The 20,391-nt window shown below is 67.9% G+C and carries 21 protein-coding genes; 11 read left to right on the plus strand and 10 right to left on the minus strand.

From position 1 onward, the window contains the following. Window positions 1–4 precede the first annotated feature (4 nt). From ACTWPT_RS21270 to ACTWPT_RS21280, 3 genes are all read left to right on the plus strand, one after another. The gene (locus ACTWPT_RS21270; protein WP_443179160.1) at window positions 5–1,213 is read left to right on the plus strand and encodes a PspC domain-containing protein; all 1,209 of its coding nucleotides are present in this window, start codon (window positions 5–7) and stop codon (window positions 1,211–1,213) included. After that, entirely contained in the window at window positions 1,210–1,842 is a 633-nt protein-coding gene (locus ACTWPT_RS21275) for a response regulator (RefSeq protein WP_443179161.1), read from the plus strand. Before ACTWPT_RS21270 ends, ACTWPT_RS21275 begins: the two co-directional genes overlap by 4 nt. A gap of 100 nt (window positions 1,843–1,942) precedes the next feature. After that, window positions 1,943–2,893, plus strand: coding sequence for a L,D-transpeptidase (locus ACTWPT_RS21280; RefSeq protein WP_443179162.1), 951 nt, complete (start codon window positions 1,943–1,945; stop codon window positions 2,891–2,893). A 51-nt stretch (window positions 2,894–2,944) separates the two neighbouring features. On the opposite strand, the gene pcrA is transcribed toward ACTWPT_RS21280, so the two are convergent. Further along, complete coding sequence (gene pcrA / locus ACTWPT_RS21285; RefSeq protein ID WP_443179280.1) at window positions 2,945–5,176, minus strand: DNA helicase PcrA; 2,232 nt, start codon at window positions 5,174–5,176, stop codon at window positions 2,945–2,947. A 126-nt stretch (window positions 5,177–5,302) separates the two neighbouring features. Here pcrA and ACTWPT_RS21290 point away from each other — a divergent pair, with 126 nt between their 5' ends. Further along, window positions 5,303–6,022 (plus strand): PIG-L deacetylase family protein, encoded by a 720-nt coding sequence (locus ACTWPT_RS21290; RefSeq protein WP_443179163.1) that lies wholly within the window; start codon window positions 5,303–5,305, stop codon window positions 6,020–6,022. Window positions 6,023–6,208: 186 nt separating this feature from the next. Here the strand turns inward: ACTWPT_RS21290 and iscB are convergent, their stop codons facing one another. The 7 genes from iscB to ACTWPT_RS21325 form a co-directional block, all read right to left on the minus strand. Next, entirely contained in the window at window positions 6,209–7,174 is a 966-nt protein-coding gene (gene iscB / locus ACTWPT_RS21295) for an RNA-guided endonuclease IscB (protein ID WP_443179281.1), read from the minus strand. Beyond that, window positions 7,081–7,476 (minus strand): RRXRR domain-containing protein, encoded by a 396-nt coding sequence (locus ACTWPT_RS21300; protein ID WP_443179164.1) that lies wholly within the window; start codon window positions 7,474–7,476, stop codon window positions 7,081–7,083. The genes iscB and ACTWPT_RS21300 overlap by 94 nt, the downstream gene beginning before the upstream one ends. A gap of 228 nt (window positions 7,477–7,704) precedes the next feature. Continuing rightward, entirely contained in the window at window positions 7,705–7,899 is a 195-nt protein-coding gene (locus ACTWPT_RS21305) for a hypothetical protein (RefSeq protein WP_443179165.1), read from the minus strand. A 213-nt stretch (window positions 7,900–8,112) separates the two neighbouring features. Next, entirely contained in the window at window positions 8,113–8,796 is a 684-nt protein-coding gene (locus tag ACTWPT_RS21310) for a lysostaphin resistance A-like protein (protein ID WP_443179166.1), read from the minus strand. A gap of 78 nt (window positions 8,797–8,874) precedes the next feature. Continuing rightward, window positions 8,875–9,135 (minus strand): WhiB family transcriptional regulator, encoded by a 261-nt coding sequence (locus ACTWPT_RS21315; protein ID WP_305920109.1) that lies wholly within the window; start codon window positions 9,133–9,135, stop codon window positions 8,875–8,877. Window positions 9,136–9,219: 84 nt separating this feature from the next. Next, window positions 9,220–9,858 (minus strand): neutral zinc metallopeptidase, encoded by a 639-nt coding sequence (locus ACTWPT_RS21320; RefSeq protein ID WP_443179167.1) that lies wholly within the window; start codon window positions 9,856–9,858, stop codon window positions 9,220–9,222. Window positions 9,859–9,863: 5 nt separating this feature from the next. Beyond that, the gene (locus ACTWPT_RS21325) at window positions 9,864–11,327 is read right to left on the minus strand and encodes a glutamate--cysteine ligase (protein ID WP_443179168.1); all 1,464 of its coding nucleotides are present in this window, start codon (window positions 11,325–11,327) and stop codon (window positions 9,864–9,866) included. Between the two features lie 463 nt (window positions 11,328–11,790). Here ACTWPT_RS21325 and galE point away from each other — a divergent pair, with 463 nt between their 5' ends. From galE to ACTWPT_RS21345, 4 genes are all read left to right on the plus strand, one after another. Further along, the gene (gene galE / locus ACTWPT_RS21330; RefSeq protein WP_443179169.1) at window positions 11,791–12,768 is read left to right on the plus strand and encodes a UDP-glucose 4-epimerase GalE; all 978 of its coding nucleotides are present in this window, start codon (window positions 11,791–11,793) and stop codon (window positions 12,766–12,768) included. A gap of 67 nt (window positions 12,769–12,835) precedes the next feature. Beyond that, window positions 12,836–13,273, plus strand: a complete 438-nt coding sequence (locus ACTWPT_RS21335) for a MarR family winged helix-turn-helix transcriptional regulator (protein ID WP_443179170.1) — start codon at window positions 12,836–12,838, stop codon at window positions 13,271–13,273. Beyond that, window positions 13,270–13,521 carry a zinc ribbon domain-containing protein gene (locus ACTWPT_RS21340; protein ID WP_443179171.1) on the plus strand — a complete coding sequence of 84 codons (252 nt, stop codon included), beginning with the start codon at window positions 13,270–13,272 and terminating at the stop codon, window positions 13,519–13,521. Before ACTWPT_RS21335 ends, ACTWPT_RS21340 begins: the two co-directional genes overlap by 4 nt. Continuing rightward, window positions 13,518–13,880 (plus strand): VOC family protein, encoded by a 363-nt coding sequence (locus ACTWPT_RS21345; RefSeq protein WP_443179172.1) that lies wholly within the window; start codon window positions 13,518–13,520, stop codon window positions 13,878–13,880. Before ACTWPT_RS21340 ends, ACTWPT_RS21345 begins: the two co-directional genes overlap by 4 nt. 9 nt (window positions 13,881–13,889) lie before the next feature. Here the strand turns inward: ACTWPT_RS21345 and ACTWPT_RS21350 are convergent, their stop codons facing one another. Then, window positions 13,890–14,693: a hypothetical protein gene (locus ACTWPT_RS21350; RefSeq protein WP_443179173.1), complete on the minus strand. Its 804-nt coding sequence runs from the start codon at window positions 14,691–14,693 to the stop codon at window positions 13,890–13,892. 654 nt (window positions 14,694–15,347) lie between these two features. Between ACTWPT_RS21350 and sucC the strand changes: the two genes are divergently transcribed. From sucC to ACTWPT_RS21365, 3 genes are all read left to right on the plus strand, one after another. Next, window positions 15,348–16,529 (plus strand): ADP-forming succinate--CoA ligase subunit beta, encoded by a 1,182-nt coding sequence (gene sucC, locus ACTWPT_RS21355; RefSeq protein WP_443179174.1) that lies wholly within the window; start codon window positions 15,348–15,350, stop codon window positions 16,527–16,529. Between the two features lie 3 nt (window positions 16,530–16,532). Further along, on the plus strand, window positions 16,533–17,408 hold the full coding sequence (gene sucD, locus ACTWPT_RS21360) for a succinate--CoA ligase subunit alpha (protein WP_443179175.1): 876 nt from the start codon (window positions 16,533–16,535) through the stop codon (window positions 17,406–17,408). A 396-nt stretch (window positions 17,409–17,804) separates the two neighbouring features. Beyond that, window positions 17,805–19,427 carry a cell division protein PerM gene (locus ACTWPT_RS21365; protein WP_443179176.1) on the plus strand — a complete coding sequence of 541 codons (1,623 nt, stop codon included), beginning with the start codon at window positions 17,805–17,807 and terminating at the stop codon, window positions 19,425–19,427. Between the two features lie 510 nt (window positions 19,428–19,937). Here the strand turns inward: ACTWPT_RS21365 and ACTWPT_RS21370 are convergent. Beyond that, window positions 19,938–20,357, minus strand: coding sequence for a hypothetical protein (locus ACTWPT_RS21370; protein WP_443179177.1), 420 nt, complete (start codon window positions 20,355–20,357; stop codon window positions 19,938–19,940). Between the last annotated feature and the right edge of the window lie 34 nt (window positions 20,358–20,391).

Consider the following 20,391-nt stretch of genomic DNA (forward strand, 5'->3'; position numbering starts at 1 on the left):
TGTTATGGCTGACCAGAAGACTCTCGCCGAGCCCAACGGCGACGCGCCGTACCGGCGCATGATGCGCCCCATGGAGGGCCGCCTGCTCGGCGGCGTGGCCCAGGGGCTGGCGACGCAGCTCAAGCTTGATCCGGTGGTGATCAGGCTGGCGTTCGTGCTGCTCAGCGTGGTCGACGGGGTCGGTGGCGTGGTGTACGCGGTGTTGTGGATGATCACACCGAAGCAGCCGTACGAGGGCCAGCCGCCGCAGCGGGACTGGAGCCAGCTCGCGGCGTTCACCGCGATCGGGGTGGCGCTGCTGGCGTTCGGGTGGCTCACGGGGGCCTCCCAGGGAGGGATCGGCATGCTGCCGTTCGCGGTGGGCGGCATCGGCGCGTTGATCCTCTGGCAGCAGGCCGACCCCGAACGCCGCCGGAGCTGGATGAGCGGGGCCGCGCTCAGCATCAGGAAGAACCGCGTGCGCACGCTGCTCGGCGTGGTGCTCGTGGTGATCGGCGCGGCCGGGTTCCTGTACTCGCAGGGCGAGCTGGCCCAGGCCAGACCGGGGCTGTTGTTCACGGTCGTGGTCGTCGGCGGTCTGGCGGTCATCGCCGCGCCCTGGCTCGCGGGTCTGTGGAAGGAGCTGCAGCTGGAGCGGCGCGAGCGCATCAGGCAGGAGGAGCGCGCCGAGGTCGCGGCCATGGTGCACGACTCGGTGCTGCACACGCTCACGCTGATCCAGCGGGTCGCCCACGACCCGCGCGAGGTCACCCGCCTGGCCCGCTCCCAGGAGCGCGAGCTGCGCAACTGGCTCTACCAGCCCGCGCAGGACGCCGACGCCACGCTGGCGGCCGCCGTACGCAGGATCGCGGCCGAGGAGGAGGATGCGCACGGCGTGCCCATCGAGGTGGTCTGCGTCGGCGACATGGATCTCGACGGAGGCGGCAGGCTCGGCGCCATGCTAAAGGCGGCCAGGCAGGCGATGGTCAACGCCGCCAAATACTCTGAAAGTCCATCCGTTTCCGTCTACGCGGAAGTAGAGGGTGAAGAAGTCACGATTTTCGTGAAGGATCGGGGCAAGGGGTTCGACCTCGAGGCGGTGCCACTCGACCGGATGGGGATCAGGCAGTCCATCATCGGGAGAATGGAACGTCATGGGGGCGCGGCCCGCGTACGCACCGAGCTCGGCGAGGGCACGGAAGTGATGTTGACGATGAAGGTGGAGAAGGCATGACGCGCGTATTGATCGTCGACGATCACCGGCTGTTCCGGTCCGGGGTGCGTGCCGAGCTGGGCGACTCCATCGAGGTGGTGGGCGAGGCCGAGGACGTCGAATCGGCCGTCAAGGCGATCGCCGAGCACCAGCCCGACGTGGTCCTGCTGGACGTGCACATGCCCGGAGGCGGCGGCCAGGAGGTGCTGCGCCGCGTGCTGGGCTCCGGCTCCCAGGTTCGCTTCCTGGCGCTGTCGGTCTCCGACGCCGCCGAAGACGTCATCGGCGTGATCAGGGGCGGCGCGCGTGGCTACGTCACCAAGAACATCAGCGGCAAGGAGCTGACCGACGCCATCCGCAGGGTGGCCGACGGCGACGCGGTCTTCTCGCCGCGGCTGGCCGGGTTCGTGCTGGACGCGTTCGCCTCGTCGGAGGCGCCGTCGATCGACCCCGAGCTCGACTCGCTGACGCAGCGCGAGCGCGAGGTGCTGCGGTTGATCGCGCGCGGGTACGCGTACAAGGAGATCGCCAAGGAGCTGTTCATCTCGGTCAAGACCGTGGAGACGCACGTCTCGTCGGTCCTGCGCAAGCTCCAGCTCTCCAACCGACACGAGCTGTCCCGCTGGGCCACCGCCCGACGCCTCGTCTAATACACCGTTACGGGAAGGTTATCCGTTTTCGGCAGTCGAAACACCCGTCTCAATTGTCACACAAGGAGGTAGATAGGCACTTAATCCAGGAGTAACCCCTTTGAAGCGCGTCATCCGGATGCTTCCGGCCGTGGTCGCACTGGTCGCCGCGACGGCCTGTGCGGCGGAGAGCGTCCCCGTATCGCGAGCTCACGCCGCGCCGGCGCCCCAGTTGGCCGCCGCGGTCGCCGCCCCGGCGAAGAAGGTCAAGCTCGGCATCGCCGACATCACTCCCATGGGGGAGAAGACCGAGAAGGTAGGCGTCGGCTTCCCGATCATCGTCACGTTCGACCGTGACGTCAAAGCCAAGGACAGGGCGGACGTCGAGGCGCTGCTGGAAGTGACACCGGAGAAGCCGGTCGAAGGCGCTTGGCGGTGGGTGTCGGCACGCAAGGTCATCTACCGGACCAAGACGTACTGGAAGCCGTACCAGAAGGTGCTCTTCACCGCGAAGCTGTCGGAGCTGCCGGGCAACACCGGCGCCAAGGACGTCTCCCGCCGCTTCGCCGTCGGTGCGCAGCACATCTCCGTGGTCAACACCCGTTCGCACACGATGAAGGTCTACCGGAACGGCAAGCTCGCCAAGAAGATCTCGATCAGTGCAGGAAAGGGCGGCCTGATCAGGAACGGCGTGGACGTCTACCTGACCACGAGCGGTATCCACCTCACGATGGGCAAGAAGGCCGTCGAGACCATGACCTCCTCCTGGATGGGCGTGACGGATCCGAAGGACCCGCGCTACTACAAGGAGGAGATCCCGTGGGCGGTCCGCATCTCCGACAGCGGCGAGTACGTCCACCAGAGCGCCGGCTACTACCACTTCCTCGGGCGTTCCAACCAGAGCCACGGCTGCGTCCGGGCCACCCCGGCCGGGGCCAAATACTTCTACACGATCGCCCAGCGCGGTGACGTCGTGAAGATCACCGGCACCAAGCGCAAGCTCCAGTGGAACAACGGATGGAGCTACTGGCAGCTCAACTGGACCCAGTGGAAGAAGGGCAGCGCCCTGTAAGCCGAGGCCGCCGGTGGGCCATCCCCGCCGGCGGCTACCCGTTCGCCGGCGTCACAACTTCTCGAGCGGCGCGTACGCCAGCAGCAGTGTCTTCTCCCCGCCGCTACCGAAGTCGATCTTGACCTTGGTCTTCTCCGCGACCCCGTCCACGGCCACCACCGTGCCCAGCCCGAACGCGTCGTGCGAGACCCGATCGCCCGGCGTGAGCGACGGCACCTTGCGCCCGCCGGCACCCCCGCTCTTCGCCGGCGCGGGCCTGGCGGCGGGCTCCCGCCGGGTGGCCGCGCTCCAGGCCGACTTCTCCGGATCGGTACGCCAATCGATGAGCTTGCCCGGCACCTCGTTGACGAAGCGCGAGGCGGGATTGAAGGACGGTGACCCCCATGAGCTGCGTACGGCCGCCCGCGTGAGGTAGAGCCGCTTCTGCGCCCGCGTGATCCCCACGTAGGCCAGCCGCCGCTCCTCCTCCAGCTCCTTCGGCTCGCCCAGCGACCGGATGTGCGGGAAGACTCCGTCCTCCATGGCCGTCAGGAACACCACGGGGAACTCCAGCCCCTTGGCCGTGTGCAAGGTCATCAGCGTGACGACTCCCTGCCCGCCGTCCGCCTCGGGGATCTGGTCGGCGTCGGCTACCAGCGACACCTGCTCGAGGAACTCCACCAGCGTCCCCTCCGGATTGGCCTCCTCGAACTCCGAGGCCACGGAGATGAGCTCGTTGAGGTTTTCCAGGCGCGACTCGTCCTGCGGATCCTCTGAGGCCTCCAGCTCGGCGCGGTAACCGGTGGCCACCAGCACCTCCTCGGCCAGGGCCGACGGCGGCATGCCTTCCGCCTTGGCGATGAGCTCTTCCACCATCGCGACGAACTCGCGCACGGCGTTGAGCGACCGCGTGGCCATCCCGTACGCCTCGTCGGCCCGCCGCAGCGCCTCCCAGAACGTGATGCCTTCGCGCGACGACAGCGCCTCGATCATCGCCTCTGCCCGGTCTCCGATGCCGCGCTTGGGCACGTTGAGTATGCGCCGCAGCGACACCACGTCGGCCGGATTGGACAATACTCGCAGGTAGGCCAGCAGGTCCTTGACCTCCTTGCGCTCGTAGAAGCGCACGCCCCCGACCACCTTGTAGGGCAGGCCGGTGCGGATGAAGATCTCCTCGAAGACCCGGGATGCGGCATTGGTCCGGTAGAAGACGGCGACCTCGCTCGGCTTCACGCCTTCCTCGTCGCTGAGCCGGTCGACCTCCTGGGCCACGAACATGGCCTCGTCGTGCTCGTTGTCGGCGACGTATCCGACGATCTTGGGCCCGTCGCCCTGATCGGACCAGAGGTTCTTGGGCTTGCGCGACTCGTTGCGCGCGATCACGGCGTTGGCGGCGGCCAGGATGTTCTGGGTGGAGCGGTAGTTCTGCTCCAGCAGGATGGTCCGCGCGTCGGGGTAGTCGCGCTCGAACTCCAGGATGTTGCGGATCGTCGCGCCACGGAACGCGTAAATGGACTGGTCGGCATCGCCCACCACGCACAGCTCGGACTGGTCGGCCCCCGCCCGCACGAGGTCGCCGTCCGTCGTCCGCAGCTCAGGATGCCCGACCAGCTCCCTGATCAGGATGTATTGCGCGTGGTTGGTGTCCTGGTATTCGTCCACCAGCACGTGCCTGAACCGCATCCGGTAGTGCTCGGCCACCTCGGGGAAGAGCTGGAACAACGTCACCGTGTTCATGATGATGTCGTCGAAGTCCATCGCCCCGGCCTCGGTCAGCTTGAGCTGATAGGCCTTGTACGCCTGCGCGAGCGTCTTCTCCAGATGCGAGCCCGCCTTGTCCATCGCGGTCTCGTAGTCGATCAGCTCGTTCTTGAAGTTGCTGACCTGCGCCGAGAACGAGCGCGGCGGGTAGCGCTTCGGATCGAGCTCCATCTCCCTGCAGACCATCGCCATGAGCCGCTGCGAGTCGGCCTGGTCGTAGATCGAGAAGCTGGACGGGAACCCGAGCCGCTTGGCCTCCCGCCGCAGGATGCGCATGCAGGCGCTGTGGAACGTCATCACCCACATGGCCTTGGAGCGCGCTCCGACGAGCTTGTCGATGCGCTCCTTCATCTCGCGGGCGGCCTTGTTGGTGAAGGTGATCGCCAGGATCTCGCCCGGATGCACCTTGCGCTCGGCCAGCAGGTACGCGATGCGATGGGTGAGCACCCGCGTCTTTCCCGACCCCGCCCCCGCCACGATGAGCAGTGGACCGCCGTGATGGATCACGGCCTCGCGCTGCTGCGGGTTGAGACCGTCGAGCAAGGTGTGGTCAACAGAGACTTGGGTGGGCACGCGTCTAGGTTAAGACCCACCACCGACAAACGGCGCATGGAATGCCATCGCCAGGGCTCCGGTTGTCTTTCAAGGGAAGGTCAAGGAGGGGGAGCGATGCTGCCGGAAGCCGAGATCAACAGGGTGCTCGTCGTGACCGCGCATCCCGACGACGCCGATTTCGGTGCCGCTGGGAGCGTGGCGCTGTTCGTGGACCGGGGAGTGGAGGTCACTTACCTGCTGATTACGGATGGTGACGCGGGCGGCAACGAACGTATCCTGGACAACTCCGGCATGGCCGAGCTCCGCAGGGGCGAGCAGCGGGCCGCGGCCAAGGCCGTCGGCGTGACGGACGTGCGCTTCCTCGGCTACTCCGACGGGCAGGTGGTGCCTTCGCTGGAGCTCCGGTGCGACATCGCCCGCGTGATCCGCCAGGTCCGACCCGACCTCGTCATCACCCATCACCCGGATCGCAACTATCGATTCATCGCCCCCAGCCACCCCGACCACCGCGCGGTGGGCGGCGCCACCCTGGACGCCGTCTACCCGGACGCCCGCAACCCCTACGCCTTCCCCGAGTTGCTCAGGGACGAGGGCCTGGAGGCGTGGACGGTGCGGGAGGTCTGGCTGAACGGCGGCTCGACCCCGAACCACTGGGTGGACATCACCGACGCCATGGACCGCAAGCTCGCGGCCTTGCAGTCGCATGTGAGCCAGGTGTCGCACGTGGAAGGGTTCGCCGAGTTCGTCAGGGGCCGCTTCGCCGCCTGGGCCGAAGAGGCCGGCTTCGGCGAGGGCCGCTACGCGGAGGGCTTCCAGGTGGTCCCCACGGCTTGAGTGCCTCATGAGCGTATGGAACAGGGCGTCTAGGGCACGGAACCGGGGCGGCACCACCCTGAGCGCGGGCTGCCCGGTGACCTCGGAGATGATGTCGAAGTCGCGGTCGTAATGCAGGACCGTCGCCCCGTGCACCTCGGCACAGGCGGCGATCAGCAGGTAGATCGTTCTTGTCGCTGCTGTACTTTATTGGATTTCCTGAAGTCGGGACCTTGGTTCAGCGTGGGAGGAAGCCACCCCCTCCTTCTGCGTGGTGTAGGCGTATCCGTCTCCTCGTTGGAGGAGGCGGAAGTGCCGATGGTGGATGCCTTGGACGGTCCCGTGGGCGGTGGTGATGTTGAAGTAGCCGGTGACGCGGACGGCGACGCGCCCGGTGTAGGTGCCCTGCTTCTTACCGGTGGGCACGACGGCTCGGGTGAGGTCTCCGGTCTGGTAGCCGAAGTGCTGCTTCCTTCCAGGCATGCGAAGGCGGGGGAAGCCGTGCTTGTCAGTGCGGGTACGGGCGTGGGTACCGCGGCTGGCACACCCGGCGACCAGCACCGTGGAGACGGTTTCGGTGATGGTCTCGAGCCTTCCGACGGCCACGGCGTCGAGGGTGTGGGTCTTGGGCAGGTGGTTGCGGGTGCGGTTCCACTTCGTCCGGCCACCGGAGGCCACGTGTGTGGGCAGGCGGACGTCGAGTGCTCGCCACAGCGCCCAGCGCGTGGACTGCACAGCTGCCGCGTCCCGGAGTGGGGCCTTGGCCTGCGCGAGGATCTTGGCCAGCAGTTCCGGCTTGCTGGCGAGGAAATCTTCGATGGGGCGGTTGCTCTTGGCCTGGTTGCAGGATACGCAGGCCAGGGTGAGGTTGGCGACGCGGTCGGATCCTCCCCTGCTGCGGGGGCGGATGTGGTCGATGTTCAACGGCACTCCGCTGCTACCGCAGTAGGCGCAGGTCCGCCCCCACTTGGCCAGCAGGTACTCGCGGACCTCGGTTCCGTGCAGGGTGCCGTGCTGGTACTCGACGCCTTCCAGAGGCCTGCCAGCGGCAATGGCCTGGGTGTCGAACGCGACCCGCTCTACGTGCACGGCCCGCAGGGTGCCCAGCGGGCGAGCCGGTCGACCCACGAGACTGTGGTGGCCACGCGGTGTCGCAGGGATGGAGGGAGCCAGCCTGACCTGCGGGTGCGATTGGCGAAGCGGGGCTTGCGGTAGCGCAGGTTCCGGCTGCGGCGTCCGCGTCGGTGGGCGGCCCGCTGCGCCATCTTCGTGCGGATCGTGGCGCCACGGTGGTCAAGTTGGATCGCGAACCTGGCCCGGCGCTCGCTGCCCTGCGCGGTGAACACCGCGAGGCCGGTGTGCTGGGAACCGGGGTCAACGCCCAGCTCCGCCCCATCGACCTGCGAGGAGTCGATGGTGCGGTCCTTGAGACGGATGACGAACGGGGTGCGCCGGTGAACTGCCGGGGGTCTCACCTCGCACATGTCCCGCGCCCGGTGCGCTACGGCCTTCGAGCCCCGTTTCGTCCCTGATCCTGGGGTTGTCTGCTGACTCGAATTCGAGAGCGCGCTGCTGGTGAGGCACAGCGCGGTCGGTCTTCTGTCGTACGCGGAACGTAGCCAACGTCGGTCACCTCCTCGAACGGTTGTTGGCTGGTGCTGGTAACACTTAGGCTTCAGCCTGCTTGGGCTAAAGCCCCCGCCCTATGCGGGGGATCCGGTTACGATCTCCGGGTCCAGAAGGTTGGTATTGTCCCGGGTGCGCCAGTACTCGAAGGCCCCGCGACGCTTTGCCTGTTCGGCAATTTTTTCCAGGGCCGCGTGGACGGTCTCCTTTACGGTCGAAGTCCCCAACTCGTGCTGGGCGACCTCCAGAAGCTCCTTGTCGATGTCGATCATGGTACGCACACAGCACCACCTCCGTACTTTCGGCGCACATAAGAATTAATGATCCTTATGGTGGCACTCCCTGGGATGCAGTGGCCTCGGGATGGTCACCCGGAAACCTTAAAGCATCGAGGTCGGACGCGTAGGGAACGCTCCATTGACGGGGGAGGATCTTCATCCAAAGGTGAAGAACTCTCATTCGCAGAATGACCGCAGCGCGCGGACTTACTTCTTTTTCGCAGCAATCCGGGCGAAGAGATAGCCCAAAGAGTTGGTCGCCAGGTGCAGCATGGCCGGGGCCAGGAGGCCGTTGTGACGGCGTAGCTCGCAGAACAGCACCCCGGCCGCCGCCGTCGACACCACGCTCCCCGCCACCACTCGCGCCATGTCCAGGTGGTTAGGCGACTCACCGGCCGTCAGGGCGCCCAGGGCCGGGTTGGCGCGGGCCATGTCCATGGCGGGCAGGATGTGCCAGAGGCCGAACAGGGTCGAGGAGACCGCCGTGGCGGCGACCGTGCCGTGCCGCTGGCGCAGCATGGCGTACAGGGCTCCTCTGAAGCCCACCTCCTCCAGGAGCACCGTGCCTAGCGGGACCTGGAGCAGAGCCTCCTCCAGGACGCGGGCGCGCGAGAGCGACAGGGCGCGCTCGTCGTGGAAGAGCGGCCTGGTGCGGGGATGCGATATGCCGACTGTGTAGACGGTGGCCACCGCCGCCGCCAAGGCGCCGCCCGCGATCGCGCCGCGGCGGCCGTGCTCAAAACCGAGCTCCTCCCACGACAGGCCGGACCTGCGGGCCATCGCCACCAGCGCGGCCGTGGCGGCGGTCGAGGTCAGAGGGCCCAGGCGGGGGACGACCTTGTTGTTCATGAGGTTGGCGGCGGCGAGGAGGGCGATCGAGCGGAGGAGCACCCTTGCAGGCTACGTCGCGCCACGCCCATCTCGCCCCGGCCTCGCGCCGATCGCCACCCCCGCCCCGGAAGGACCCCGTCAGGAGGCGGCGGCCGAGTTGCGCCAGCCCGCCGGGAAGCGGGTGCGGCGGCGTTCCTCCGGGGTGAGGCCGCCCCAGATGCCCTCCGATTCGCCCGCTCGTAATGCGTATGAGCGGCACTCCTCCATCACCTGGCAGCCCGCGCAGACCGCCTTGGCGCGCGCTTCCTGCAGGGGTGAGGGGGCGAGGGGGAAGAAGAGGTCAGGGTCGCTGGATCTGCACGCCCCCCGGCGCAGCCAGCCGATCTCCTCCAGTGGCATGGGTCAACGGTACGGCCTGGCCATGATCGACCACATCATCCTCTGGGTTGATCGAGGCGTACACCCACGGGAGACCTCGCGGCTTCAGCAGGCGCCCACCCCGCCTCGGTAGCCGTTCGCGAACGACGCCTGCCGTTGCTCGGCTGTGCCGTGGGCGGCCGGGTTCAGCCAGTCGTCCGTGGGGTCGCCGGCTGCCGCCAGGCTGGTCAGCAGTTCCTCTTCGTCGCCCGGCTGCGCCGTCAGCGCGCCGGAATTCACCAGGGCCGACAGGGTGCCGCCCGCGTAGCAGTCGGCCTGTAGCTCCATCTGCACGTTCAGCTGGAAGTCGGACTGTAGCTGGGCCTGGATGGAGTGCCCGAACTCATGAGGAATGATCACATAGACCGACCCGTCCCCCATCTCGTTCCAGAGGCCCCCCATCCAGGCCTCGTCATAGGCGATGAAGTGGCCCACGGGGCAGTAGAAGGCGTTGTTCGGCACGGAGGGCTGACCGCCGCAGCTCGGCCCCGAGTCGCCGGAGTACGGGACGAAGTCGACGATAGGCCGATATGTCTCCCCTAGCTGGGCGAACTGCTGCTTCCAGAACTCCTCCGTCAACGTCCGCGCCGTGCGGACATCGTCTTCGAACCGGTCTTCGCCCTGCGGATTCATGGACGGCGGGCGGGCGATGCCGCAGGACGCCAGCAGCAGGACAAGGACCACGATCAGCGGACGGAGGGTCACAAGCTTCAGACCTCCCACAGATGCACCGGCTCATTCGTGTGCATGCGCTCGATGTACTCGAGGGTCATGGCACGCAGCGCCTCGTGCCGGTCGCCGCCCTGCGCGTTGACCCGCTCCACCTGCCAGGTCGCCCCCGTACGCCCCGCCAGGCAGCGGCCCTCGATGATGGCGAGCAGCCGGTCGGCGACGGGCTGGGAGACGCCCCACTTGGCGAGCCCCTCGTGCGCCATGGGCAGCAGGCGGCGCAGGATCAGCTCGGCCGCGGGCACCTCGCCCATTCCCGGCCAGTACAGCCGCGCGTCCAGCCCGTGCCGCGCGGCGGCGCTGAGATTGTCCTCCGCCGCCTGGAACGACATCTGACTCCAGATCGGCCGCTCGGCGTACGGCAGGACGCGCATCAGACCGTAGTAGAAGGCGGCATTGGCCGCGACGTCGGCCACGGTGGGCCCGGCGGGCAGCACGCGGTTCTCCACGCGCAGGTGCGGCATGCCGTTCACCACCGCGTACACGGGCCGGTTCCAGCGGTAGATGGTGCCGTTGTGCAGGGTCAGCTCGTGGAGTTGGGGGATGCGTCCCTGTTCGAGCTCGGTACGCGGGTCCTCGTCCTCGCAGAGCGGCAGCAAGGCGGGGTAGTAGCTGACGTTCTCCTCGAACAGATCGAAGACGCTCGTGATCCACCGCTCGCCGAACCACACGCGCGGCCGCACGCCCTGCGCCTTCAGCTCGGCCGGTCGCGTGTCCGTGGCCTGCTCGAACAGCGCGATCCTGGTCTCGCGGTGCAGCTCCTTGCCGAACAGGTAAGGGGAGTTGGCCGCGACCGCGACCTGCACCCCCGCGATGGCCTGGGCGGCGTTCCAGTGCGCGGCGAACGCCTCGGGGCTCACCTGCAGGTGGAGCTGCACGCTCGTGCAGGCGGCCTCGGGTGCGACGCTGTCGGCGTGCGTGTCGAGGCGTTCGACGCCTTCGATGCACAGATGCAGGTCCTCGCCGCGGGCGGCGAAGATCTGCTCGTTGAGCAGGCGGTAGCGGGGGTTCGCGGAGAGCGTGCCCTCGCCGATGTCCTGCTCGCGCAGCGTGGGCAGGATGCCGATCAGGACCAGGTGCCCGCCCTCGGAACGGGCGCGTGACTCCGCATGGTTGAGCCGGGCCCGTACGTCGTTCTCCAGGTGGAGCGCGCCGTCGCCTCTCAGCTCCTGGGGTTCGATGTTGATCTCGACGTTGAACTGGCCCAGCTCCGTGGCCCAGTCCGGCTGCTCGATGGCGGCCAGCACCTCGGCGTTGCGCATGGCGGCCTCGCCGTCCGCGTCCACGATGTTGAGCTCGATCTCCAGACCGGCGAGGGGGCGTTCGAGCTCGAAGCGAGCTTCACCCAGCATCTGGGCGAAGACGTCGAGACATCGTCGCACCTTTTCGCGATATTTCCGCCGATCATCGCGGCTGAAGACCACCACCGGCACGTCCCTGCCCATATCTGGAAATGTCGCACGCCAACGCCCCCAAGACCAGGCCACCCCCTGGTCCTTTCCGCCAAACCTTTGCCGAACTCAACCCAGGTGAGGACACTTGGGGCCTTCTGACGGGAAGGCCGGAGTTCAGGATCCGCCTGTGATCGCCGGGCGTGGGATGCCCCAGGGAAGCCTGGCAGGGAGGCTGGGGTCCGGCGGTGGCTACGGCCCCGGGTCCAGCGGTGGCCACGGCCTCGGTCCAGAATGCGCTCCGTAACGGTGCTCAGCCACTGAAGGGCTCAGAGGCCGTGTTCCTGGAGGGCCATCAGCCGAAGTGCAATGGGTGGCGGCCCACTTGGCGAAGCCGTACAAGATGGGGGTCTTTGAAAAGCCCAGCCATCTACGGCGCCGCACGAAGATATGGGGGTCTTTGAAAAGCCCAGCCATCTACGGCGCCGCACGAAGATGACGAAGATAGGGTTCGGGGATGCGTGTTTTGGTTAGTGGTGGGGCGGGTTATATCGGCAGCACGGTGGCCTCGGCGTGTTTGGATGCCGGGATCTCGCCCGTGATTCTCGACAGTCTCGTGACCGGACGGCGGGAGTTCGCCGAGGGCCGGGCATTCTATGAGGGGGATATCAGCGATGGCCCGCTGATTGACAAAATATTTGCCGAAAATCCAGATATCGAGGCCGTCATCCATTGCGCGGCACTCATCGTCGTGCCCGACTCCGTGGCCGACCCCATCGGCTACTACCGAGCGAACGTGGCAAAGAGCCTGGAGTTCGCCGACCACCTGCTCCGCAACGGCTGCACCCGGATGATCTTCAGCTCGTCCGCCTCGATCTACCGCACGGGCGAGGACCACACGGTGGACGAGGACTCCCCGCTCGACCCCATGAGCCCCTATGCCCGGACCAAGGCGGTGTGCGAGGCCATGTTCGCCGACATCGCCGCCACCCGTCCCATCAAGATCCTCTCCTTGCGTTACTTCAACCCCATCGGTGCCGACCCGAAGATGCGCACCGGCCTGCAACTGCGGCGTCCCAGCCACGCCCTCGGCAAGATGATCGAGGCGTACGAGGACCATGCGCCCTTCCAGATCACCGGCACCGGCTACCCGACCAGGGACGGCACCGGCATCCGCGACTACGTCCACGTCTGGGACCTGGCCGCCGCACATGTCGAGGCTCTGCGGCGATTCGACGATCTTACGACAAGTGTGATCAACCTGGGCACCGGCGCGGGCACCACCGTCCGCGAGCTGGTCGAGGCGTTCAACCGCGTCGTCGACCGCCCGATCGAGGTCGTCGAGGCCCCGGCGCGCCCTGGCGACGTGGCCGGCGCCTACACCCGCAGCGACCGCGCCCGCCGCCTGCTCGGCTGGCAGGCCCGCTATTCCGTCGAGGACGGCATCAGGCACTCGCTCGAATGGGCGCGCCTGCGCGAGTCGCGACTCGGATAGACCCTGGACCGGCGCGGGCCCGCGGCAGTACGATTCGCATACGAACTGTTCGTACACGAAAGAAAAAATGGAAGAAGCTGAGGCGGCCCGCGAGGTGGCACGGCTCTACCCGGCGGTCTACCGGCGGTTCAAGGCGTCGAGAAGGCCGATCGCGGCCGGACTGACCGCCCGGATGCACGCTGTGCTCGCCCACCTGCTGGCCGCGGGACCGCTCACCCTGAGCGAGCTGGCCGAGCATCTGCAGCTGTCCAAGGCCGCGACCACCGAGTTGGTCACTCGGGTCGAGGAACGCGGCCTGGTGTCCAGGATCAGGGACGAGCGCGACCGGCGGCGGGTGTTCGTCTGGGTCACCGACGAGGGACGGGCGGCCGCCGCGGCGGCGGCGCCGCGGGTGCTCGAGGAGGACCTGCTGGCGCAGGCCGTGCGGAAGATGACGCTGCGGGAGCGCGAAGGGCTCGTGGCCGGGCTCCGAGCGCTCCTGAGAGACGGAGAGGACGGGTCATGAGCTGCGAGAGCTGCGGAATGCCGATGGAGACCGCCGAGGACCACGCCCCGGGCTACCCCGGCAGCACTTGGTGCCGCCACTGCTCCAACCCGGACGGAACGCTGCAGGACTTCGACGAGCGGTTCGAGCGCATGGTGCAGTGGCAGGTCCAGCGCACCGGGCAGCCGAGGCCCGAGGCTGAGGAGGCAACCAGGGCCTACATGCGAACGATGCCCGCCTGGCGCGACCACCCGAGACTGGTGTCATGAGGATCCTCGGCGTCGACAACATCCTGGTGGGCGTGGCCGACCTCGATCGGGCCAAGGAGTTCTACGGTGGCGTGCTGGGGCTGAAGGAGAAGTTCTCGACCAGAGAGATGGCCCTCTACGCGATCGGAGACGAGACCCCCGGCCTGCTGGTACGCGTCCAGGAGGCCGGTCCCGGCTCCATGCGCGTCTGGCTTGAGGTCCCCGACGCCCGCACCGTGGCGGCCGATCTGGGCGTGGCGCCGTTCGAGGTGTTCACGGGCTGGACGGTGGAGCTGGCCGACCCCTGGGGGAACGTCATCGGCCTCACCGACTACACCAAGCAGCCGCACCTCTCCCGCCTGGCGGCGGGAGAGGGCTGAATGCGCGCTCTAGAGCGTGAGCGTGTGGATGTTGCCCTGCGGGATCTCCTCCGGCACGTCGCTGTCCTCGCCGAGGTCGTTGACGTCGACCCACAGGTCCTCAGCCGGCGCCTTGATCTTGATCTTGGCGCCCCAGCCCGTGTACCGCGTGTCGGTGACGCCCTTCATCTTGCCGAGTACGCCGAAGTCGAGGGAGTATCCCGTGGTGAGCCGGGTGATCAGGCCCTTGGAATTCACCATGAGGGCATAGTCGAGCTTGATCTTGCCAAGTGCGCCCTTGATGTCCTCGCCGTAGAGCTTGAACAGCTCCTTGTACGTCATGGAGCCCTTGTACGTGCCGCTCTTGACGCTCTTGGCTTTGGTGACCAGTGCCTTGAGCACCTTCGGCTCGAAGATGTCGAGGGGCTGGTTCGGGGTCGTGCCGCTGGCGCCGCCCTTGTACCGCACCCACTTCTTGCCCTCTGGCAGGTCCTCGCTGTAAAGGCCGCCCTGCACGTAGGTGTGGCCGCCAATGCTGATCATCCGGTTTGACAGGCTGCCCGTGCCGCGGGAGGACAGGTCGGAGGCCACCACGCCGGACTTGCCGAACGCCAGCGCGCCGGTGGTCTTCTGGCTGGACGCGCTCTTACCGTCGATCTTGAGGCTGCTGGTCTCGGAGATTCTCACCCCGTGCCCGGCCACGTACTGCTTCTTCAGAGCCTTCAGCGGATCCACGGGTGCAGCCTGGGCGGCCGGTGCGGCGGCCATCGCGGGGGTCCCGGCGACCAGGGTGGCGGTGGTGGCTAACACCACGCCGGCGAGCATTCGCTTCATGCGGATTCCTTTGTTGAGGGGGATTACCGGTGCTTCCCGCCGAAACTTTCGTGCCTCGGGGTGAAGCGAGGTAGGGAAAAGCTGGGTCGTGATCATAGCGTTCCGGTACGCGTAGTGGATATCGGTGATCCTGCGTATATACGTAACGTCCCATAGCGATCACGGACGGGAAGGGCCCTACGCGTCCGAAACGGAAAGCGCCGGTCGTGCGAGCGCGGCCGCCGACGCCGGTGCTGCACTTGCGAGAATTCGCCGCATGCGATTCCTCCGAATCGGATGACCAGGGGCCCAAGGAATCCTGCCGATTAAAGATCACGGCCATATATCGGCGCTCGGGCGCTACGGCGGCGAATCGGTGCATTTCTCGTGCAGATCATCATCCGCACGGTCTCGCCCGGAGGGAGACTGGAGGAGAACGGGAGTGGGACCGGAAGTGAGATCAGCGTCACATAGTGGGAGAACCATGACCCGATGACCTGGGCAGGTCAAGCTTCGGGCTAGGCTTCACTGGCGGAAACGCCCGGCACGCACCCCTGAGCGTAGGAGCTCGCCGTGAGAGAGCGAGGAAAGCCGACAAGCGGCGAAGCGGACGCCACCGTCAGCGCAGTTGCCCGGGCCGTCGAACATCAGTCGGATAAGCAAGGACGGACCCTCGTGGACCTGTTCGAACATCAGGCGAAGGAGCTCTTCGCTGACTACGGCATCCCGGTGCCGCGCGGCATCGTCGCCCACACGGTGGAGGAGGTGCGGGCGGCCGCTGAGCAGTTGACCGGCCGCGTCGTCGTCAAGGCCCAGGTCAAGACCGGTGGCCGGGGCAAGGCCGGAGGCGTGAAGGTGGCCGATGACGCCGCCGATGCCGTCGAGAAGGCCACCGCCATCCTGGGCATGGACATCAAGGACCACACGGTCCACAAGGTGCTCGTGGAGGAGGCCAGCGCGATCGCGGAGGAATACTACTTCTCCTTCCTGCTCGACCGTGCGAACCGTACGTTCCTCGCGATCTGCTCCGCCGCCGGCGGCATGGACATCGAAGAGGTCGCCCACAGCGCCCCCGAGAAGGTCGCCAAGGTGCCGGTCTCGGCGCTGACCGGCATCGACCGGGCCAAGGCCCGCGAGATCGCGGTGGCCGGCGGGCTGCCGGAGAAGTCGCTCGACGGCGCCGCCGAGCTCATCGAGAAGCTCTGGTGCTGCTTCGTCGACGAGGACGCCACGCTCGTCGAGGTCAACCCCATGATCCTGTCGGCTGACGGCCAGGTGAAGGCACTCGACGGCAAGGTCACGCTCGACGACAACGCCTCCTTCCGCCAGCGGGAGCACGAGGCGCTCGCCGACAAGGCGGCCGAGGACCCGCTCGAGGCCGCGGCCAAGGAGAAGGACCTCAACTACGTCAAGCTCGACGGCAACGTCGGCATCATCGGCAACGGCGCGGGCCTGGTCATGTCCACCCTCGACGTCGTGGCCTACGCGGGTGAGGCGTTCCCCGGCAAGCCGTCTCCCGCCAACTTCCTCGACATCGGCGGCGGCGCCTCGGCCGAGGTCATGGCCGCCGGTTTGGAGATCATCCTCTCCGACCCCGACGTGAAGTCGATTTTCGTGAACGTCTTCGGCGGCATCACCGCCTGCGACGCCGTCGCCAACGGCATCGTCTCGGCGTTCAAGCTGCTGGAGAGCCGGGGCGAGACCGTGACCCACCCGCTGGTGGTCCGCCTCGACGGCAACAACGCCCTGCTCGGGCGGCAGATCCTGGCCGACGCCGCGCTCCCGCGGGTCGAGCTGGTAGACACGATGGACGACGCGGCCAAGCGGGCCGCCGAGCTCGCTGCGGTAGGTGCGTAAGTCATGGCCATCTGGTTGACCGAAAACAGCAAGATCATCGTTCAGGGCATGACGGGCGGGGAGGGCACCAAGCACACCCGCCGCATGCTCGCCTCGGGCGCCAACGTTGTGGGTGGCGTCAACGCCCGCAAGGCCGGGACCGTTCATGAGGGCCTGCCCGTGTTCGGCACGGTCAAGGAGGCCATGGAGCAGACCGGCGCCGACGTGTCGGTGGTGTTCGTGCCCCCGGCCTTCACCAAGGACGCCGTCAAGGAGGCCATCGACGCCGAGATCCCGCTCGTCGTGGTGATCACCGAGGGCGTGCCGGTGCACGACAGCACCGAGTTCTGGGCGTACGCCGTCGCCAAGGGCAACAAGACCCGCATCATCGGTCCCAACTGCCCCGGCATCGCCTCCCCCGGCGCCTCCAACGCCGGCATCATCCCCGCCGACATCACCACCGCCGGCCGCATCGGCCTGGTCTCGAAGTCCGGCACGCTGACCTACCAGCTCATGTACGAGCTGCGCGACTTCGGCTTCTCGACCGCGGTCGGCATCGGTGGCGACCCCGTCATCGGCACCACGCACATCGATGCGCTCCAGGCCTTCCAGGAGGACCCGGGCACCGACGCCATCGTGATGATCGGTGAGATCGGCGGGGACGCCGAGGAGCGGGCCGCGGCCTACATCGAGCAGCACGTGACCAAGCCCGTGGTCGCCTACGTGGCCGGCTTCACCGCGCCCGAGGGCAAGACGATGGGCCACGCGGGCGCCATCGTGTCCGGCTCGGCCGGCACCGCCCAGGCCAAGAAGGAGGCCTTGGAGAAGGTGGGCGTGCGCGTCGGCAAGACTCCGTCGGAAACGGCACGCCTCATGCGCGAGATCATGCAGGCTCGTTGATCATCGCCAAGAAGGCCCCGCGCACACCGCGCGGGGCTTTCCCATGTGTGGACAGCGCAGATCGTCTGATGGGGAGACGCCGCATGGGCACGAGGCGTCCGTCAGCCGCCCCGGTGAGCGGCCCACGGATCACCACGGAGTCGGCCCACTGTGCGTCGTAACGGCGGCGCGCCCTGCTTATGGTCGCATTCGCTACGGGCCTCCGTTGGCATCGTGCCTCGCTCTCTCCGGCCCAGGCTCATCGCTCCACTGACCGGGTCAGCAAGCGTCTCCCTGGACAGAGGGCGACCAACGACGGTGCTTGGGGCGGCCACGTCGCAGCGTAAAAGATTGAATATAAATCCCCCGGCGCGTCAACCAAGCACTGGTTGGGAAAGGTTGAGAAAATCACCTACTGTGACGGCCATTATCGACCAGTTGCGCGCTGCCCCCCGGTCGGTGCTCGGCAAGCTCCCCCGGGTCCCTGGCGACGACGACGAGTCCAGGCGACCGCTGCCCGTGTCGGGCATGCTGGCCGCGGCATGCACCCTGGGCGTCGGCTTGGCCGCACTCACCACGCTCACGCTGGTCGGGTGGATCGCCGCCCCGCGTGGCACGCTGGGCTCCGGGCTGCCGGGTGTGTTCCGTACGGCGGCGCAGCTCTGGCTGGCCGCGCACCACGCCGGGTTCGCGATCCCCGGCGGGCGGGTCGGGCTGCTGCCGCTCGGCTTGATCATGTTGCCGGCCGTGCTGCTCTACCGGGCGGGACGCTGGATGGCGCGCGACGCCGACCTGCGGCTCCGGCTGCCCGCGCGGCTGCCCAAGAACAGCCCCCGTGAGCAGGCTCAGGCTCGCCGCCGGGCCCAGCTGGTGCTGGTGGCGCAGGCGGGGGTGTCTCTGGCGGCCCCGTACGCGCTGCTGGCCGGGCTGATCGCGCTCGTGGCGAGCAACGAGATCACGCAGCCGTTCATCGGCGAGGCGCTGCTCAGCCACTTCGTGCTGGCGTTCCTGGCAGGGGCGCTGGCCACCGCACGGATGATCGGGCCCTGGCAGGTAATGCTCCGGCTGCTGCCCGAGCGGGTGCGCGCGCTCACCGTCGGCACGGCGATGGCCACCGCGTTGTTGCTGCTGGCCGGGCTGGCGCTGGTGCTGGTCGCCGTCGTGCTGAACTTCGAGCAGGTCAAGGAGCTGTCCAGCGTCCTGTCGCCGGGATTCGTGGGCGGGGTGCTGCTGGTGCTGCTCCAACTGCTCTACCTGCTCAACGCCGTCATCTGGGCCTCCTCGTACATCGCGGGACCGGGGTTCGCCATCGGGGCGGACACCCTGGTCGCGCCCACGGGCGTGCAGCTCGGCACGGTGCCGAGCCTGCCGCTGCTAGGGGCGTTGCCGGAGAGCGGGCCGGTGCCGGCGTGGATGATGGCGGTGATCGCGCTGCCGTTCGCGGCGGGGGCCGTGGCGGGGGTCATGGTGGCCAGGATCTCGCCGTCGCCGTCATACGAGGCGGCGCCGCTCTGGGGGTTCCTCACGGGAGTGTCCACCGGGGTCGTGGCGGGGGTGCTGGCGGCGTTGTCCGGCGGGCCCATCGGTGGCGGACGGCTGGCGGCGATCGGTCCCTCGCCTTGGGAGGTGGCGTTGTCGGTCGCGCTCGAGGTCGGGGTGGCCGCGGGCATCTCCGCCGGCGTGACGAACCTGCTGCTGATCAACAAGCGGGCCCGCGCGCCGCTGGACAAGGCCACTGCCCCGGTGCGCAAGGCGGGGGCGGCGATCGCCAAGGCGGCGAGCAAGGTGGGCCTGGCGGATTCGGACCCACGCCCGCTGCCGGGCCACTGGATGGACGCCACCGAGGCGGACACTCAGGAGATCCCGGTCATCAGGGATGACTGGCAGGACGAGCACGCCTCGGCGGCGGCCGAGACGCTGGCCCAGGCGCGTCCCCGCGCGGCGGAGACGCGCCCGCCGCGCAACGACATCGTCGACGAGTCCGACGACCGCGGCGGTCACGTGATTTATCTCGATCCCTATGCTTGGGACAAAGAGTAGTTTTCTTTACGCTGCGATGTGGTTGCCGCGCGGTCTCCGTCTTCACCTGCGACGCCCCGCAGGGCTCTTCCATCTTTTACGCTGCGACGTGGCCGCCCCAAGCACCGTCGTTGGTCGCCCTCTGTCCAGGGAGACGCTTGCTGACCCGGTCAGTGGAGCGATGAGCCTGGGCCGGAGAGAGCGAGGCACGATGCCAACGGAGGCCCGTAGCGAATGCGACCATAAGCAGGGCGCGCCGCCGTTACGACGCACAGTGGGCCGACTCCGTGGTGACCCGTCGGCTCCGTGGCGAGCCGTCGGCACGGGGCCCGTGGCGAGCCCTAGCTGCTCGCTGCCGACCCCTGGGCTGGTTTGTGGTGACCTGTGGGCCCGGGGTCTGTGGCGGCCTGTGGGACGCGTCCGTGGGCGCCCGTCGGCCCATTCTGTGGCGACCCGTGGGCGGGTTATCGCGTCGCGAGGAAGGCCTGGTCACCCGCGGTGCCGGGTTGTGGCGACAGAAAGCCGGTGGGCTCAGGGTTGCATGGCGCCCAGGAGTTCGAGGACGTCCGGGGGGAGCTTGCGTTGGGCCGCGTCTCGGAACTGGGTGAAGCACTCGCCCTGCGAGGACACCGTGCCGGCGCCCTTCATGCACTCCTGGTAGGCGGCGTATTCGTCCATCAAGTACAGCTGCATCCCCGTGGCCGTGGCCGACAGCGCCAGTGCGATCGAGGAGATGGTGATGCCGCCCACGGCCATCACCGTGGGCTTGCTGGCGGCTTTCAGCAGCGGCAGCGCCCGGATCCCGGCCGCCAGCGCGAACAGCGCCATGACCAGGCCGGCGAGCGGCAACATGAACGTCATGGCCAGCGCTGCGATGGACAACCAAATCGCTCGGCGACCCGCCGATTCGGCGGGCTGCTGGCCTGCCGGTGCCTGCACCGGTGTCGACACCTGACCTCCTCTGCGTCGCCGGGCGAGGAACAGA

Origin of the sequence: Nonomuraea sp. 3N208, from assembly GCF_052245935.1 — a bacterium.
In the GTDB taxonomy this organism is placed as follows: Bacteria; Actinomycetota; Actinomycetes; order Streptosporangiales; family Streptosporangiaceae; genus Nonomuraea.